A 16,658-nucleotide genomic window follows, 5' to 3' on the forward strand; every position below is an offset into this window, starting at 1 on the left:
GTATTAAAGGCGGAAAACGAGTTCAAACGGCACGTCCGAATCGTATCAATGGCGAGATTCGCGCCCAGGAAGTTCGCTTAACAGGTCTGGAAGGCGAGCAGCTGGGGATTGTGAGTCTGAGAGAAGCGATCGAAAAGGCTGAAGAAGCTGGAGTAGATTTAGTTGAAATCAGCCCTAACGCCGAACCGCCAGTTTGTCGTATCATGGACTACGGCAAGTTCCTTTATGAAAAGAGTAAGTCTTCTAAGGAACAGAAGAAGAAGCAAAAAGTTATCCAGGTTAAGGAAATTAAATTCCGTCCTGGTACCGACGATGGCGATTATCAGGTAAAACTCCGCAGCCTGATTCGCTTTCTGGAAGATGGCGATAAGGCCAAGATCACGCTGCGTTTCCGCGGTCGTGAGATGGCCCACCAACAGATTGGTATGGAAGTGCTTAACCGCGTCCGTGACGATCTGAGTGAACTGGCAGTAGTCGAATCCTTCCCTACGAAGATCGAAGGCCGCCAGATGATCATGGTGCTCGCTCCTAAGAAGAAACAGTAAGGCCTTCAAGCAGCAAAATCTGTGGAGCCTTCGGGCCCCATAGGTTTTGTTCGCCTATGTTTCGTTTATTTAACAATGCGAAGTGGAAGTTATTAAAATGCCAAAAATTAAGACCGTACGCGGTGCTGCTAAGCGCTTCAAAAAAACCGGTAAAGGTGGTTTTAAGCACAAGCACGCTAACCTGCGTCACATTCTGACTAAGAAAGCTACCAAGCGTAAACGTCACCTGCGTCCAAAAGCCATGGTTTCTAAAGGCGATCTGGGCCTGGTCATCGCGTGCCTGCCGTACGCATAAGTCGTTAACGTTTAACTTTTTTAACTTAGAATAGATACAGGAGAGCACACATGGCTCGCGTAAAACGTGGTGTAATTGCACGTGCACGTCACAAGAAAATTTTGAAACAAGCTAAAGGCTACTACGGTGCGCGTTCACGCGTATACCGCGTTGCCTTCCAGGCTGTTATCAAAGCAGGTCAGTACGCTTACCGTGACCGTCGTCAGCGTAAGCGTCAGTTCCGTCAACTGTGGATTGCGCGTATCAACGCAGCAGCACGTCAGAACGGTATTTCTTACAGCAAATTCATCAACGGCCTGAAAAAAGCCTCTGTTGAAATCGACCGTAAGATCCTGGCTGACATCGCAGTATTCGACAAAGTAGCGTTCACCGCTCTGGTCGAAAAAGCGAAAGCAGCACTGGCATAAGCCAGTTGAGAGAGGGGGCTTTGCCTCCTCTTTTCATTTAACACCATCAGAAGATTGACATTTATCCGTGCAGGCTTTTCAATAAGGTCTTAACGGTTTTTACCCTACAAGGTAACGCAAGCATGAATGCTGCTATTTTCCGCTTCTTCTTTTACTTTAGCACCTGACTTCAGGAGGCTAGCGCGTGAAAGATGAAACGAAAAACAGCGCCAGATAAGCCTCCCGATGGAGGCTTTTTTTGTGCCTGAAGTTAAGAGAATACGTCCAACAATTCGGTGTCTGCACCGACATAATGAGGAAAACCATGTCACATCTCGCAGAGCTGGTTGCCAGTGCAACGGCCGCCATTAACCAGGCCTCAGATGTTGCCGCGTTAGACAATGTCCGCGTCGAATATCTGGGCAAGAAAGGGCATTTGACCCTTCAGATGACTACCCTGCGTGAACTGCCAGCAGAGGAGCGCCCGGCAGCCGGTGCAGTGATTAACGAAGCCAAAGAGCAGGTACAGCAGGCGCTGAACGCGCGTAAAGCCGAGCTGGAAAGCGCAGTACTGAATGCGCGTCTGGCGGCAGAAACGATTGACGTTTCTCTGCCGGGTCGTCGTATTGAAAACGGCGGTCTGCATCCGGTGACTCGTACTATCGATCGTATTGAAAGTTTCTTCGGTGAGCTCGGCTTTACCGTGGCGACTGGCCCGGAAATTGAAGATGACTACCACAACTTCGATGCCCTGAACATTCCTGGCCATCATCCGGCACGTGCTGACCACGACACTTTCTGGTTTGACGCTACCCGTCTGCTGCGTACTCAGACTTCCGGCGTGCAGATCCGCACCATGAAGGAGCAGGAGCCGCCAATCCGCATCATCGCGCCGGGTCGCGTATACCGTAACGACTACGATCAGACCCACACCCCAATGTTCCACCAGATGGAAGGTCTGATTGTTGATAAAAACATCAGCTTTACCAACCTGAAAGGCACGCTGCACGATTTCCTGAACAACTTCTTTGAGGAAGATTTGCAGGTTCGCTTCCGCCCGTCCTACTTCCCGTTCACCGAACCGTCTGCGGAAGTTGACGTGATGGGTAAAAACGGCAAATGGCTGGAAGTGCTGGGCTGCGGCATGGTGCATCCAAACGTGCTGCGCAACGTGGGTATCGATCCGGAAGTGTATTCCGGCTTTGCGTTCGGTATGGGTATGGAGCGTCTGACCATGCTGCGCTACGGCGTGACCGATTTACGTGCGTTCTTCGAAAACGATCTGCGTTTCCTCAAACAGTTTAAATAAGGGCAGGACAGAACAATGAAATTCAGTGAACTGTGGTTACGCGAATGGGTGAACACCACGCTGGACAGCGACGCGCTTTCCAACCAGATCACCATGGCGGGTCTGGAAGTTGACGGTGTAGAGCCGGTTTCTGGCGCCTTCACCGGCGTGGTCGTGGGTGAAGTGGTTGAGTGCGGTCAGCACCCTAACGCTGACAAACTGCGCGTAACAAAAGTCAATGTGGGCGGTGACCGTCTGCTGGATATCGTCTGCGGTGCGCCAAACTGCCGTCAGGGCCTGAAAGTGGCCGTGGCGACCGTCGGTGCGGTGCTGCCGGGCGATTTCAAAATCAAAGCGGCTAAGCTGCGCGGTGAGCCGTCTGAAGGCATGCTGTGCTCCTTCTCCGAACTGGGTATTTCCGACGATCACTCTGGCATTATTGAATTGCCGCAGGATGCGCCAGTTGGTACTGATATCCGCGAATACCTGAAGCTTGATGACAACACCATCGAAATCAGCGTAACGCCAAACCGTGCTGACTGTTTAGGCATCATCGGTGTGGCCCGCGACGTGGCCGTGCTGAACCAGACTGAACTGAACGTGCCGGAGATCGCTCCGGTTGAGGCAACCATCAGTGACGTGCTGCCGATACAGGTAGACGCGCCTGAGGCCTGCCCACGCTACCTCGGTCGTGTGGTGAAAGGTATTAACGTTAAAGCGCCAACCCCGCTGTGGATGAAAGAGAAACTGCGTCGCTGCGGTATCCGTTCTATCGATGCAGTCGTCGACGTCACCAACTATGTTCTGCTGGAGCTGGGCCAGCCAATGCACGCCTTTGATAAAGATCGTATCGAAGGTGGGATCGTCGTGCGCATGGCGAAAGAGGGAGAAACCCTGGTTCTGCTGGACGGCAGCGAAGCGAAACTGAACGCTGACACCCTGGTGATTGCCGATCACAACAAAGCGCTGGCGATGGGCGGGATCTTCGGCGGCGAGCACTCTGGCGTCAACGACGAGACGCAAAACGTCCTGCTGGAATGCGCGTTCTTCAGCCCGCTCTCCATCACCGGCCGCGCACGCCGTCACGGTCTGCACACTGATGCTTCTCACCGCTACGAGCGTGGCGTGGATCCTGCGCTGCAATACAAAGCGATGGAGCGTGCGACTCGCCTGCTGATCGACATCTGCGGCGGCGAAGCGGGTCCGGTTATCGATGTGACCAACGAAGCGACGCTGCCGAAGCGTGCGACCATTACCCTGCGCCGCAGCAAACTGGATCGTCTGATTGGTCACCACGTTGCCGATGCGCAGGTGACCGACATTCTGACGCGTCTGGGCTGCGAAGTTACTGAGGGTCAGGACGAGTGGAAAGCCGTTGCGCCGTCCTGGCGTTTTGACATGGAGATCGAGGAAGATCTGGTGGAAGAAGTGGCCCGCGTTTACGGCTACAACAACATCCCTGACGAGCCGGTGCAGGCGGGTCTGGTGATGGGCAGCCATCGCGAGGCCGATCTGTCTCTGAAGCGTGTGAAAACCATGCTGAACGACAAAGGCTACCAGGAAGTGATCACCTACAGCTTCGTTGATCCTAAGCTGCAACAGCTGATCCACCCGGGTCAGGAAGCGCTGATCCTGCCAAGCCCGATTTCCAGCGAGATGTCAGCGATGCGTCTGTCCCTGTGGACGGGACTGCTGGGTACTATCGTTTATAACCAGAACCGTCAGCAAAACCGCGTGCGTATTTTCGAAAGCGGTTTGCGCTTTGTACCGGATACTCAGGCGAATTTAGGCATCCGTCAGGATCTCATGCTGGCCGGCGCCATCAGCGGTAACCGCTTTGAAGAGCACTGGGACCTGGCAAAAGGGACGGTTGATTTCTACGATATGAAGGGCGATCTGGAAGCGATTCTCGATCTGACCGGTAAATTATCCGAAATTGAATTCCGCGCAGAAGCGATTCCAGCCCTGCATCCGGGTCAGAGTGCGGCGATCTATTTAGACGGCAAACGTGTTGGTTTCATTGGGGTTGTTCACCCGGAACTGGAACGTAAGCTGGATCTGAATGGCCGTACCATCGTATTCGAACTGGAGTGGAACCCGGTTGCAGACCGCGTCATTCCTCAGGCGCAGGACGTCTCCCGCTTCCCGGCAAACCGCCGTGATATCGCGGTTGTGGTCGCTGAAAATGTGCCCGCAGCAGATATTTTGGCCGAATGTAAGAAAGTTGGCGTAAATCAGGTAGTTGGCGTAAACTTATTTGACGTGTACCGCGGCAAGGGCGTAGCAGAAGGTTTCAAGAGCCTCGCTATTAGCCTTATCCTTCAGGATACCAGCCGTACACTCGAAGAAGAGGAGATTGCCGCTACCGTCGCCAAATGTGTAGAGGCATTAAAAGAGCGATTCCAGGCATCATTGAGGGATTGAACCTATGGCGCTTACAAAAGCTGAAATGTCAGAATATCTGTTTGATAAGCTTGGGCTTAGCAAACGGGATGCCAAAGAGCTGGTAGAGCTGTTTTTCGAAGAGATCCGTCGTGCTCTGGAAAATGGTGAGCAGGTTAAACTCTCCGGTTTTGGCAATTTTGATTTGCGAGACAAAAACCAACGTCCGGGCCGTAACCCGAAGACGGGGGAAGATATTCCCATTACAGCCCGCCGCGTGGTGACCTTCAGACCCGGACAGAAGTTAAAAAGCCGTGTCGAAAACGCAACGCCCAAAGCAGAGTAATATGAACTAACTAAAAAGGCCGCTCACGCGGCCTTTTTTCTTTGCGCTATTTGCTAAACCCGCCGTAAAATCAATGATATCTCAACCGGATAACCTATCGTCTATGCTTGATCTTGCCCGCCGCCAGCACCGCTCCGATCTTCGCCGCCTGTGTCTGCTCGGGGTGCTGTTGATTGTCGCCACCACCGTCAGCCTGTGTGCGGGCGATCGGTGGCTGGGGCCGGAAAGCTGGTTTACGCCTGAAGGACAGCTCTTTGTCTGGCAGATCCGCCTGCCGCGGACGTTGGCTGTCCTTTTAGTTGGCGCTGCGCTGGCGCTGTGCGGCACGATCATGCAGGCATTATTTGAAAACCCTCTGGCGGAACCCGGGCTTCTCGGGGTGTCAAATGGCGCAGGCGTCGGGCTTATCGCCGCCGTGATGCTGGGGGGAGGCGAGCTCTCCGGCTGGGGGATTAGCCTCAGCGCCATCCTTGGCGCGCTGTTGATAACCCTTATCCTTCTGCGCTTTGCCCGCCGCCACTTATCCACCAGTCGGCTGCTGCTTGCCGGGGTAGCGTTGGGGATCATCTGTAGTGCGCTGATGACCTGGGCCGTCTACTTTTCTACCTCCTTCGATCTGCGCCAGTTAATGTACTGGATGATGGGGGGATTTGGGGGTGTTGACTGGCGTCAGGGGTGGCTGATGGTGCTCCTGATCCCGGTCATCCTGTGGACGGCGTTCCAGGCGCAGCCTCTTAATATTCTCGCGCTGGGCGAAACGTCTGCTCGCCAGCTCGGGATGCCGATTGGATTCTGGCGCAACGTGCTGGTTATCGCCATTGGCTGGATGGTAGGCGTAAGCGTGGCGCTGGCGGGGGCGATTGGCTTTATTGGGCTGGTGATCCCGCATATGCTGCGCCTGTGCGGCATTACGGACCACCGAACTCTGCTCCCGGCCTCGGCGGTTGCCGGGGCGGCAACGCTGCTGGTTGCCGATATCATCGCCCGGCTCGCCCTGACGGCCGCTGAGTTGCCCATAGGCGTGGTGACCGCAACGCTGGGCGCACCGGTCTTTATCTGGCTACTATTAAAAGCTGGACGTTAAAACACAACCTGTAAGTCAACCTGAGGGAATGCTATGCAGTCTGATATTCTGAATACCGAAGTGACGACCATTGACGGCGAGAAAACCACGCTGGAAGGCTACAAGGGCAAGGTGCTGCTCATCGTGAACGTGGCGTCGAAATGTGGCCTTACGCCGCAGTATGAACAGCTGGAAAACATTCATAAAGCCTGGGAAAAAGACGGCTTTACCGTACTCGGCTTCCCGTGCAACCAGTTCCTGGGCCAGGAGCCGGGTAGCGAAGAGGAGATTAAGACCTTTTGCAGCACAACCTATGGCGTGACGTTCCCGATGTTCAGCAAAATTGACGTGAACGGGGAAAATCGTCATCCGCTGTATGCCAAACTGGTGGCCGCGGCGCCGACCGCCGTTGCGCCTGAAGAGAGTGGTTTCTATGAGCGTATGGCAAGTAAAGGCCGTGCGCCGCTCTATCCGGATGATATTCTGTGGAACTTCGAAAAATTCCTGATTGGCCGTGACGGTGAGGTCGTGCAGCGTTTTTCGCCTGACATGACGCCTGAAGATCCTATCGTGATGGAATCAATCAAGCTGGCGCTGGCGAAATAATGACGCTGCTGATGCAGCTCACGGACGTTGCCGGGAAGGGACGTCTTGAGCCTGTGACTGCCGCAGTCAACGCAGGTGAAATCCTTCACCTGGTTGGGCCAAACGGCGCCGGAAAAAGCACGCTGCTGGCGCGCATGGCAGGGCTGACCACCGGGGAAGGAAAGATTACCTTTCTCGGGCAATCGCTCGTCGACTGGCTACCCGCTACACTTGCCTCCCGTCGAAGCTATCTGGTTCAGCAGCAGGTTCCGCCCTTTGCGATGCCCGTCTGGCACTACCTGACGCTGCATCTGCCTGACAAAAATCAGGTGGGATTGCTCAACGAGGTTGCTGCGGCACTCGGGTTAGACGACAAGCTTACCCGGCAGGCAAATCAGCTTTCCGGCGGCGAGTGGCAGCGCGTGCGTCTGGCGGCCGTTATCCTTCAGATCCATCCGGCGGGAAATCCTCACGGGCGGTTGCTGCTGCTGGACGAGCCGATGAGTGGGCTGGACGTTGCCCAGCAGGCAGCGCTGGATACCCTGCTCAGCGCGCTGTGTCGCAAGGGGATCGCCATCGTGATGAGCAGCCATGATTTGAACCATACGTTGCGCCACGCGCATCGGGTGTGGTTGCTGGCGCGTGGCAAACTGATTGCCAGCGGAACGCGCGACAGCGTGCTGACGGCCGCCAATCTTGCGAGCGCTTACCACATGTCGTTCCGGAGGCTGGATATTGAAGGCCACAAGATGCTCATTTCCACGGCGCAGGAATAACCTTTCTTGCACAGCTGCATAGATGCACGCTAAATTACCGAAAGAACAAAAAAAGCAGAGGATTCGTCTGAAATGCGATTCTGGTTTCTCCTTGTTGCGGCGCTCTTTCTTGCAGGATGCAGCAGCCATCGTGCACCTCCGCCCAACCCACGGCTTTCCGATTCCATTACGGTCATTGCCAGCCTGAACGATCAGCTCAGCAACTGGCGCGGCACACCTTATCGCTACGGCGGCATGAGCCGGGGCGGGGTGGATTGCTCGGGATTCGTGCTGATGACCTTCCGCGATAAATTTGACCTCCAGCTTCCGCGTGAAACGCGTATGCAGGCGAAAATCGGCACTGAAATTGATAAAGACGAGCTCCTGCCCGGCGATCTGGTCTTTTTTAAAACGGGCTCTGGTGAAAGCGGCCTTCATGTCGGCATCTATGATACCGATAATCAGTTCATTCATGCCTCGACCAGCCGTGGCGTGATGCGCTCCTCTCTGGATAATGTTTACTGGCGTAAAAACTTCTGGCAGGCCAGACGTATTTAACCGCTGCATAAAAATGCAGTGCTGAGGGCCTGGCGGTGAAAATAGACGTCAGGCTTTTCTTACGGGTTGATTAAAGTTAAATTTTTTGCCCAATTATTTATGGCTGCATGTGCCTGTTTTATCTAAAACTGGCTATTATTCAATAACCAGGATAAAATTAATTAAGATTCAGGGAAAAATCTGAAAATTAATACGGAAAGAATGAAATTAATCTTATTAAAATCAAGACAGTGGAATTGTGCCTGCAATTGCTCCAGGATGTTCTCTCTCATCTTTAATGCAGGACAAGCGCGATGATTATTACGCTAGATAATGCTTACCAGTCTGAACTTTTACTCCTTCCGGCGCGTGATAGTGCAGGTTTGCTTAAAGGTTTAGAGATTTTGGTTAACTTTACTGGCGTGGGTGCGGACGTACGGATCCCGACTGAACTGGTTATCCCACATCTTTCTCAGGAAGATGAATTAGCGCTGTTTCAGGAGAAACTGCAATTACTCGATACCTGTAAGCTATTTTTTATTCAGCATCAGTTAATTGCATGGATCAATATTACACCTGCAATTGTTGAGTTTTTATTAACTAATGAGAACGCTGTTTCAATCCTCGAGCGTTATCCGTTTCTTGAGTTTACTGTTAATGAGAACTATCCAGGTTTAAATAACGGGAAAGACGATCCCTGTCTGGCAAGAATGGCGATCCATTTCCCCTTAGTACTGGCTAACTTTGGTGCAGGGGCATCTTCCCTTAAACCGGTTTATGATGGTCTGTTCAAACGGGTGATTCTGGATAAAAACTTTATCCAGCAGCGCGCGTCGGCACTCTCGTTTGAGCCTTTTATGCGCGCCATTCTCTGGCAGATCGCGCCGCATTGTCAGTCGGTCATGGTCTCGGGAATTGACGATCACGGCATCTTAGAACGCGTGCTGCCCTTCAATTTCGGTGCAATGCAGGGAAGCCTGTGGCCTGCCGTCCCGGCAGAGCGGGTCACGACTCTCGTTCAGCAATAACCCCTTTCTTCGCCCGTGTTTACGTCCAGGGAAACCCTCTACACTTAAAGCAGGAGGACTTATGACCCTGTCTTTTACTGCTCACTGGCACGATGAATTACCCGGCTTTTACACCGCGCTTAAGCCAACGCCATTACAGAACGCGCGTCTTATCTGGCATAACGATGCATTAGCGGATTCGCTTGGCATCCCTTCGACGCTTTTTCAGCCAGAAAAAGGCGCCGGCGTCTGGGGCGGCGAAACGCTGCTCCCGGGCATGAAGCCGCTGGCTCAGGTCTACAGCGGACATCAGTTTGGCGTCTGGGCGGGACAGCTCGGCGATGGCCGCGGCATCCTGCTGGGTGAACAGCTTCTGCCGAATGGCGAAACGCTCGACTGGCACCTGAAAGGGGCAGGGCTAACCCCGTACTCACGCATGGGGGATGGCCGCGCGGTGCTGCGTTCAACCATCCGTGAAGGTCTGGCTTCCGAGGCGATGCATGCCCTGGGGATCCCCACCTCACGCGCGCTGTCCATTGTCACCAGCGACACGCCGGTGGCCCGGGAAACGATGGAGCAGGGGGCGATGCTGGTCCGCGTGGCGGAAAGCCATCTGCGTTTCGGTCATTTTGAACACTTCTACTATCGCCGCGAGCCGGATAAGGTCCGCCAGCTTGCCGATTACGCCCTTCGCCGTCACTGGCCGCACCTGCAAAACGAGCCGGACCGCTATGTTCTCTGGTTCCGTGATATTGTCGCGCGCACTGCCGCAATGATTGCCCGCTGGCAGGCCGTCGGCTTTGCCCACGGGGTGATGAATACCGACAACATGTCCCTGTTAGGGCTGACGTTTGACTACGGTCCGTACGGCTTCCTTGATGACTATCAGCCGGGTTACATCTGTAACCATTCGGACTATCAGGGGCGTTACCGTTTCGACAACCAGCCTGCGGTGGGGCTGTGGAACCTTCAGCGGCTTGCGCAAAGCCTGTCGCCGTTTATCGACGTCGATGCCCTGAACGATGCGCTGGACAGCTATCAGGAGATCCTGCTGCGGGAATATGGTGTGTTAATGCGCAACAAGCTGGGGCTGATGACGCAGGAAAAAGGCGATAACGCGCTGTTGAATGGGCTGTTTGCCATCATGGTGCGTGAAGGCAGCGACTATACCCGAACCTTCCGTATGCTGAGCCAGACCGCGCAGCAGAGCGCCGCGTCACCGCTGCGCGACGAGTTCATCGATCGTCAGGCGTTTGATGACTGGTTTGCCGTTTACCGGACGCGTTTACAGCAGGAACAGATTGATGACGATACCCGCCAGACGCGGATGAAGGCGGTTAACCCGGCGATGGTGTTGCGCAACTGGCTGGCGCAGCGGGCCATTGAGCAGGCAGAGCAGGGGGATTATACCGAGCTGCATCGGCTGCATATCGCCCTGCGCACGCCGTTTGCCGACCGGGAGGATGACTATGTCAGCCGCCCGCCGGACTGGGGCAAGCGGCTGGAAGTGAGCTGCTCAAGCTAAGGAGCGAGAAAAACCTGCGGTGCGGCGTGCGCCGGATGTCTGCCGACGTGCACCTGCGCACCGTACCAGTGTGCCAGCGCGTCGGCCTGCAAAACCGTCTCCGGTATGCCCTGAGAAACAATCCTGCCGTTGTGTAACAGCAGGATCCGGTCCGACCATAATGCGGCAAGATTGAGATCGTGCAGCACCACGCAGGCGTGAAGATGGCCCTGACGGGTCAGCGATTTCAACAGGCGCAGCAGATGCTGCTGGTGGTAGAGATCCAGCGCTGAAGTGGGTTCGTCGAGAAACAGCCAGCCGCGCGGCGTTCCGTCACGCCACAGCTGCGCCAGCGCGCGGGCGAGCTGGACGCGCTGCTGCTCGCCGCCGGAGAGGGCATGATAACGCCTGCCGGCCAGCGGCAGGCAACCGGTCAGCTGCAACACCTCACGCACAATCGACGGTTCCGGGTGACGCGTCCAGGGCGCACGCCCCATGCCAACGATCTCCTCCACCTGCCAGTCAAATCCAGGCTGAGACTGCTGGCGCATCACTGCCCGATAGCGGGACAGCGTCTGCGGATGCCATTCATCCAGCGCTTTTCCCGCCAGCGAACAGCCGCCGCTGTCGGGTTTCAGGTAGCCGGTCAGCAGCCGCAGCAGCGTGGATTTCCCCGCGCCGTTGGGGCCGATCAATGTAACCAGCTCTCCCTGCGACAGTGACAGCGAAACGTTATCTGTCAGCGTGCGGCCAGATCGGGTAAAAGTAAGATTTTCAGCCGTATAACGTTCAGCCATGCTGTTCTCCACGACGAAAAATGAGCCATAAGAACCAGGGAGCACCAAGGATACTGGTGAGCAGGCCGACCGGCATTTCTGCCGGAGCGACCAGGGTGCGCGCGACCGTATCCGCCACCAGCAGCAGTAAAGCGCCCGCGAGTACCGTGCCGGGGAGGGTTGCCCGGTGATCGGCGCCCAGCCACATGCGCATCAGGTGCGGCACCACGAGTCCGACAAAGCCAATCACGCCGCTGACGGCGACAGCCGCAGCGACCAGCAGGGCGCTGCATAACAGTAATATTCGCTGTACAAAGGCAACGTCCACGCCAAGGTAATGCGCTTCCTCTTCACCCAGTTGCAGTAAATTTAATGCGCTGGCACAACGCCAGATCGCCAGAACGGCAGGCACCATCAGCGAGGTCACGGCGAGCAGCGTTGACCACTGTGCCTGACCAAGACTTCCCATTCCCCAGAGTGAAAGCTGACGCAGCTGGGCGTCATTGCTGACCCACGAAAGCACACCCACTGCCGCACCGCACAGGGCATTGATGGCGATACCCACCAGCAACAGACGTGACAGAGAGGGGTCACGCCGCTTGCTGAGCAGGAAGATCACGCCAGTGGCTGCCAGCGCCCCAAGAAATGCCGCCAGCATAGGGGCGTAAAGCATCACCAGCGCGGGCAGCGAGAGCGGGAGCACCACCCACAGGGCGACGGCCAGCGCCGCACCGCTGCTGATCCCGAGCAGGCCCGGGTCGGCCAGTGGATTGCGGAACAGCCCCTGCATGACGCAGCCGGCGAGCGCCAGCGACCCGCCAATCACCAGCGCCAGCAGCACGCGGGGCAGACGGATGGTAAGCCAGATCTGGCGTAGCGTCTCATCGCTGCCGCTCCACAGCACGTTCACCGGCAGGCGTAACGCCCCAAAACCGGTGGCCATGAACGTCATGACGGTAAGCAACCCCGCCAGAAGCCATAACGATAACGTGATGCGCCGGGACATCAGGGCAGTTGCTCCGCTCTGGCACGCAGCTGTTGTATGGCTTTCGGCGTGCGGACGCTGAAGCCCAGCAGGGCCATATCATCAATAGCCAGCATCTGCTTGCTTCGTCCCGCTGGCGTTTGCGCCAGGCCGGGCAGTTTCCACAGATTTTCTTCGCCGCCCAGCGCGTTAAGACCGTCCTGCGAAATCACCACCAGATCCGGCTGGCTGGCCATCACCCCCTCCTGGGAAAGCGGCTGATAGCGGGTAAAGCCCTGCATGGCGTTCTGCAACCCGGCGGCGCGTATTGCCGCATCCGCGCCGGTCTGTTGCCCGGCCGCCATTGCGGTCATTCCGCCGTGGCTGAGGATAAACAGCACCCGCTTGTTGAGCGGTGTTGAGGGCAGTGCCGCCAGCGCCTGACGCAGCGAGTTGCGCAGGGTTTCCCCTTGCGCCTCATGATGCGTCGCCTGAGCTATCACCCGTACTTTTTCGTCAATCGCGCGCAGGTCAGGCGTGCCGGGAACGGTAACCACCCGGACGTGGCTCTGTTCAACCTGTTTCAGCGCCAGAGAGGGCTGCGCCTGGTCGCTTGCCAGCACCAGCGTCGGGCGTACGGACAAAATTCCCTCCGCATTCAGCTGGCGAAGATACCCCACGTCAGGCAGCGCATTTGTCGCCTGCGGCCACTGGCTGGTACTGTCGCGCGCAACCAGAGAAGACTCCGCGCCGAGGGCGTAGACGATCTCCGTCACGTCGCCGCCGAGGGCGACAATTCTCTCCGGCGCGGCGACGGCGACCAGCGGCAGGGCGCAGAGCAGGGCGAACCAGTTTTTCATGCGGCCAGCCCTTCTGGCGTCAGGGCGTCAATCTGGCGGCGCCACTGGCTCTGCTCAGGCTCGCCTTCGGTACGCTGCCCGTAGAGCTGGGCGATCTGAGTGCCGTCCGCAGCAAACAGCTCCAGGCTGGTAACGTGTCCGTCCGCCGTAGGCTTACGCGTTACCCACGTCTCGGCGATAGTCTCCTCCAGCAGATGCAGGGTAAAGGTTGGGTTGAAGATGTTCAGCCAGCCCTTCATGGGCGTCAGTTTTTCCACCACACCGGTGAAGATCTGCACGCAGCCGCGGTTGCCGACGAAGATCATGATTTCGTTTCCGTCCTGTCGCGCCGTCTCCAGCAGCTGTGCCAGCGCGCTGTTATCCACTTTACAGGCCAGATCGTCACTCACCAGACGAAACGCCTGCTGGCGGCTCAGGTTATGGCGCTTTAGTAAGCTAAAGAACTGATGCACATCGGTCATGGCGCGCCACTCTTTCTCCACCGAGCCTGCATCAGCACCGTCGGAATGCGCAGGGGCATCGACAGCCTTCAGTGCCAGAGTGGGGTTATCGGCAATGATAAAACGGGTCAGCACGTCGCCCCAGGCGGCAACGTCGGTGTGATCCGTGGTGTAGACCTTCAGTAAAGCGTCGCCCTGATGATCGAAGAACTGAATGCTCTGACGTTCGCCGCGGGAGGTCGTTTCACTTATGTGGAACGCGCTCGCCCACTGGTTGAGGAACAAACGCAGATCCAGCGCGCGCGGATTCAGCACCAGTCCGGCGTGGCCGCCGAGGTGCTGGTTAGTAAACGCCCCGACCTGTTCGTGAACGGCGTATTCGTTACGGCAGATGCATTTGGTTTCCCCCACCGACTCCAGCGCTGCCAGAATCTCACGGATTTCACCGCGCAGCCGCCAGGCGTCGTGTCCAACGCGCGCAAATGCCAGCTCTGCTTCGCTGATGTGCATTAATCCGGCGATATCACGGGCGTACTTACCCGGATGTTCTTCTTTAAGCTCAAGCCAGCGTGTGTAGTGACCCATAATCTTATCCTTCTGAATCGTTGCCCCGAAGGGAATTACCATTGATAACTGACGAAGATCTTGCCGTTGCGGCCATCCTGCGGGATGCCTTGTGGTGACCAGTAGGCTTTGTCGAAGGCGTTCCCCAGCACGAGGGTGGTGGTGATGCCTTTGAACTGCTGCTGGCCTTTATAGCTGACGTAGAAATCATTCACTGCGTAGCCAGGCTGCTCGCTGTAGCTGCTGCTGATGTGCGTTGAACGTTCGACGAAGGTGCCGATCCAGCCCACGGAGAAGCCGCTTTGCGCCACGGGGATATCCAGCTTGCTGGTGACGGTGTCCGGGTTGATGCTGGAGATGTATTCGCCCGTGTCGGTATCTTTCCCGCGTGTGCGGTTGTAGGCCACGTCCAGGTTGAACAGACTGGTCGCGTAGGTCGCCATCATGTCCCAGCCCCAGATTTTGGCATTTGGTACGTTATAGGACATGGTGGTGGCCGCCGCAAAATCGACGGTAGTGGAGATGTAATCTTTCGCTTTGGTGTCGAAGTAGCTGGCTTTGAACTCCAGCGCGTCGTTGGCGAGCAGCAGATCGTCAAAACGTAGCCCAAAACCGAACTCCTGGGTTTCGTTAGTTTCCGGACGCAGGTTCGGGTTCGGCACCCAGTAGTTGGTGTAGAAGCTGCCGATAGAGAAGTGCTTCGAGTCGTTATACATCTCGCCCATCGTTGGCGCACGGAAGGCCTGGGCGTAAGAGCCGAACAGCATCAGCCAGTCGGCTGGACTCACGGTTAACCCGGCGCGTGATGACCACTTATCCGCATCCACGTCGTCGTAACCGTCGCTGCTGCCGCGGTAGTTGTCGTAACGCGTCCCGCCGAGAAGCGTTACCGGCAGGTCGCGCAGAGTGATCTCATCCTGCAACCAGCCGGAGCTGAAGTCGATTTTCGCGTCCGGGAAGCCGGTGGTCGCGCCGCCAGGGTGTTGCTCCTGACGATAGTATTCCCCGCCGTAGGTCAGCAGGTGCGAGGCGAAGGAGTCGCTGAACAGGCGGGTGCGGTTTTCCACTTTGCCGCCTTTGGTAGTCTGCTTACGGAACTCGCCGCTGGCGTCGATGTTCTGGGCGTTGATCCGCGCTTCGGACCAGTAAATTTTCGCATCGGCGTTCAGCCAGTCGTTTCCGGCTGGCGCAATGCGGTAGCCAAGCTGGGCATCGCGCTGAATGGTGGAACGATCGGTCATCGGGTTACTGCTGCTGGCATCCGTGGTCTGCGGATTTTTCGGCTCCTGCGCGTCGTTGTTGTAGTAGCGCAGGGAGCCACTCAGCGTCTGCGCCGGATCGATTTTCCAGCTGCCTTTCGCCAGCATATTGTTGATGGATTCGTCGTTTGGCGCCCTCGCGCCGTCACTCTGGCGAATGTCGCCGCGATCGCGGCTGGACCAGGAGACCAGACCGTCCAGGGTATCGGTGCGGCCATAGGCGCTGGCGCCCATCCCGATGCTGTGATCGCCCGTTGCACCGGTAGCAAATACGCGATAGCCGCTGTTTTTACCTGCATCCAGCAGATCGCTGGCGTCGACGGTGTCATACGAAATTACGCCGCCCAGCGCGCCGCTGCCGTACAGCAAGGCGGAAGGACCACGTACTACTTCAATACGTTTGATCAGCGCCGGATCGAGGAACGTGCTGTTCAGGTGTCCGGTATCAGTGCCCTGGCGCACGCCATCCACCAGTATCAGCACGCCACGGCGGTCATAGCCCCGGAGGTTAACGTCCTGACCGTTGGTGCGCCCGGTGCCGTCCAGCATCAGACCGGGCACCTTGCGCAGCAGGTCGGCGGCGGAGCTGGCGGTCTGGTTTTCCGGCGCGGTGGCGTCAATCACGCTCACCATCATGGGGGCTTCAAAGGCGCTGCGGGCATTGCCGGTGGCGGTGACGGTGATCTCATCTGCGGCGGCAAACGTAACGCCCGGCAGGGTGCTGACAATCGCCAGCGCCAGAAGAGACGGGCGTAAAGACGCGGATTGCAGGTGTGTCATAGCAACTCTCCATAAGAATTGAAAAGCGCTGGCTGCCTGGGGATCACCTGGGTGGCTGGCGAATGTGTGTCTGGTTTATTTAGTCAGGATCAGTTTTCCGGCATTGGTCTGGCGCAGCAGGTAGTGCTGGCCGTCATGCTCGATAATGACCCGTCCCTCCTCACCCAACAGGCTTTTGCTGTCGATTCGGCGATCGGTGGGAGCAGGGGACGGCGCTGTGTGTGTTTTTGTTGGCGTTGCCGCGCTGTTATCGGTCGGTGACATAATGTTTATAAATAACAATCAATGTAACAATGATAATCATTATCAATAAACTGCAAAT

General features: G+C 56.6%; 19 protein-coding genes and 1 other annotated feature. Of the genes, 13 read left to right on the forward strand and 6 right to left on the reverse strand.

The window, feature by feature from the left end:
* Nucleotides 1–2: 2 nt before the first annotated feature.
* From infC to selO, 13 genes are all read left to right on the forward strand, one after another.
* Entirely contained in the window at nucleotides 3–545 is a 543-nt protein-coding gene (infC, locus tag FZF21_RS09000) for a translation initiation factor IF-3 (RefSeq protein ID WP_023616141.1), read from the forward strand.
* Nucleotides 546–642: 97 nt separating this feature from the next.
* Complete coding sequence (gene rpmI / locus FZF21_RS09005; RefSeq protein WP_001124225.1) at nucleotides 643–840, forward strand: 50S ribosomal protein L35; 198 nt, start codon at nucleotides 643–645, stop codon at nucleotides 838–840.
* A gap of 50 nt (nucleotides 841–890) precedes the next feature.
* Nucleotides 891–1,247, forward strand: coding sequence for a 50S ribosomal protein L20 (gene rplT, locus FZF21_RS09010; RefSeq protein ID WP_000124850.1), 357 nt, complete (start codon nucleotides 891–893; stop codon nucleotides 1,245–1,247).
* A gap of 117 nt (nucleotides 1,248–1,364) precedes the next feature.
* Nucleotides 1,365–1,489 (forward strand) — a sequence feature (Phe leader region).
* The gene (pheM, locus tag FZF21_RS09015) at nucleotides 1,370–1,414 is read left to right on the forward strand and encodes a pheST operon leader peptide PheM (RefSeq protein WP_001386830.1); all 45 of its coding nucleotides are present in this window, start codon (nucleotides 1,370–1,372) and stop codon (nucleotides 1,412–1,414) included. It overlaps the preceding feature by 45 nt.
* 62 nt (nucleotides 1,490–1,551) lie before the next feature.
* On the forward strand, nucleotides 1,552–2,535 hold the full coding sequence (pheS, locus tag FZF21_RS09020; protein WP_003857809.1) for a phenylalanine--tRNA ligase subunit alpha: 984 nt from the start codon (nucleotides 1,552–1,554) through the stop codon (nucleotides 2,533–2,535).
* A gap of 15 nt (nucleotides 2,536–2,550) precedes the next feature.
* Nucleotides 2,551–4,938: a phenylalanine--tRNA ligase subunit beta gene (pheT, locus tag FZF21_RS09025; RefSeq protein ID WP_015570734.1), complete on the forward strand. Its 2,388-nt coding sequence runs from the start codon at nucleotides 2,551–2,553 to the stop codon at nucleotides 4,936–4,938.
* Nucleotides 4,939–4,942: 4 nt separating this feature from the next.
* Nucleotides 4,943–5,242: an integration host factor subunit alpha gene (gene ihfA / locus FZF21_RS09030; protein ID WP_003857805.1), complete on the forward strand. Its 300-nt coding sequence runs from the start codon at nucleotides 4,943–4,945 to the stop codon at nucleotides 5,240–5,242.
* A gap of 103 nt (nucleotides 5,243–5,345) precedes the next feature.
* Nucleotides 5,346–6,326, forward strand: a complete 981-nt coding sequence (gene btuC / locus FZF21_RS09035; RefSeq protein ID WP_017693588.1) for a vitamin B12 ABC transporter permease BtuC — start codon at nucleotides 5,346–5,348, stop codon at nucleotides 6,324–6,326.
* Nucleotides 6,327–6,359: 33 nt separating this feature from the next.
* Nucleotides 6,360–6,911 carry a glutathione peroxidase gene (locus FZF21_RS09040; protein WP_017384653.1) on the forward strand — a complete coding sequence of 184 codons (552 nt, stop codon included), beginning with the start codon at nucleotides 6,360–6,362 and terminating at the stop codon, nucleotides 6,909–6,911.
* Nucleotides 6,911–7,666, forward strand: coding sequence for a vitamin B12 ABC transporter ATP-binding protein BtuD (btuD, locus tag FZF21_RS09045; RefSeq protein WP_032619830.1), 756 nt, complete (start codon nucleotides 6,911–6,913; stop codon nucleotides 7,664–7,666). The genes FZF21_RS09040 and btuD overlap by 1 nt, the downstream gene beginning before the upstream one ends.
* Before the next feature lie 72 nt (nucleotides 7,667–7,738).
* Nucleotides 7,739–8,203, forward strand: a complete 465-nt coding sequence (locus tag FZF21_RS09050) for an NlpC/P60 family protein (RefSeq protein WP_015570730.1) — start codon at nucleotides 7,739–7,741, stop codon at nucleotides 8,201–8,203.
* A gap of 293 nt (nucleotides 8,204–8,496) precedes the next feature.
* Nucleotides 8,497–9,210, forward strand: coding sequence for an EAL domain-containing protein (locus tag FZF21_RS09055; RefSeq protein ID WP_032104825.1), 714 nt, complete (start codon nucleotides 8,497–8,499; stop codon nucleotides 9,208–9,210).
* Nucleotides 9,211–9,271: 61 nt separating this feature from the next.
* Nucleotides 9,272–10,714, forward strand: a complete 1,443-nt coding sequence (gene selO / locus FZF21_RS09060) for a protein adenylyltransferase SelO (RefSeq protein WP_039270979.1) — start codon at nucleotides 9,272–9,274, stop codon at nucleotides 10,712–10,714.
* On the opposite strand, the gene FZF21_RS09065 is transcribed toward selO, so the two are convergent.
* The 6 genes from FZF21_RS09065 to hemP all read right to left on the reverse strand — a co-directional run bounded on the left by FZF21_RS09065 (nucleotide 10,711) and on the right by hemP (nucleotide 16,600).
* Nucleotides 10,711–11,490, reverse strand: a complete 780-nt coding sequence (locus FZF21_RS09065; RefSeq protein ID WP_015570728.1) for a heme ABC transporter ATP-binding protein — start codon at nucleotides 11,488–11,490, stop codon at nucleotides 10,711–10,713. The two genes, selO and FZF21_RS09065, sit on opposite strands and share 4 nt — an antisense overlap.
* Nucleotides 11,483–12,475: an iron ABC transporter permease gene (locus tag FZF21_RS09070; protein ID WP_063945793.1), complete on the reverse strand. Its 993-nt coding sequence runs from the start codon at nucleotides 12,473–12,475 to the stop codon at nucleotides 11,483–11,485. Before FZF21_RS09070 ends, FZF21_RS09065 begins: the two co-directional genes overlap by 8 nt.
* Nucleotides 12,475–13,293, reverse strand: a complete 819-nt coding sequence (locus FZF21_RS09075) for a hemin ABC transporter substrate-binding protein (protein ID WP_032104821.1) — start codon at nucleotides 13,291–13,293, stop codon at nucleotides 12,475–12,477. The genes FZF21_RS09070 and FZF21_RS09075 overlap by 1 nt, the downstream gene beginning before the upstream one ends.
* Nucleotides 13,290–14,318, reverse strand: coding sequence for a hematinate-forming heme oxygenase ChuS (gene chuS / locus FZF21_RS09080; protein WP_023296351.1), 1,029 nt, complete (start codon nucleotides 14,316–14,318; stop codon nucleotides 13,290–13,292). The genes FZF21_RS09075 and chuS overlap by 4 nt, the downstream gene beginning before the upstream one ends.
* A gap of 35 nt (nucleotides 14,319–14,353) precedes the next feature.
* Nucleotides 14,354–16,336: a TonB-dependent hemoglobin/transferrin/lactoferrin family receptor gene (locus FZF21_RS09085; protein WP_149120978.1), complete on the reverse strand. Its 1,983-nt coding sequence runs from the start codon at nucleotides 16,334–16,336 to the stop codon at nucleotides 14,354–14,356.
* 75 nt (nucleotides 16,337–16,411) lie between these two features.
* Nucleotides 16,412–16,600 carry a hemin uptake protein HemP gene (gene hemP / locus FZF21_RS09090; protein ID WP_015570723.1) on the reverse strand — a complete coding sequence of 63 codons (189 nt, stop codon included), beginning with the start codon at nucleotides 16,598–16,600 and terminating at the stop codon, nucleotides 16,412–16,414.
* Nucleotides 16,601–16,658 lie beyond the last annotated feature (58 nt).

It is taken from the genome of Enterobacter sp. LU1 (assembly GCF_008271405.2).
GTDB lineage: Bacteria > Pseudomonadota > Gammaproteobacteria > Enterobacterales > Enterobacteriaceae > Enterobacter > Enterobacter hormaechei_C.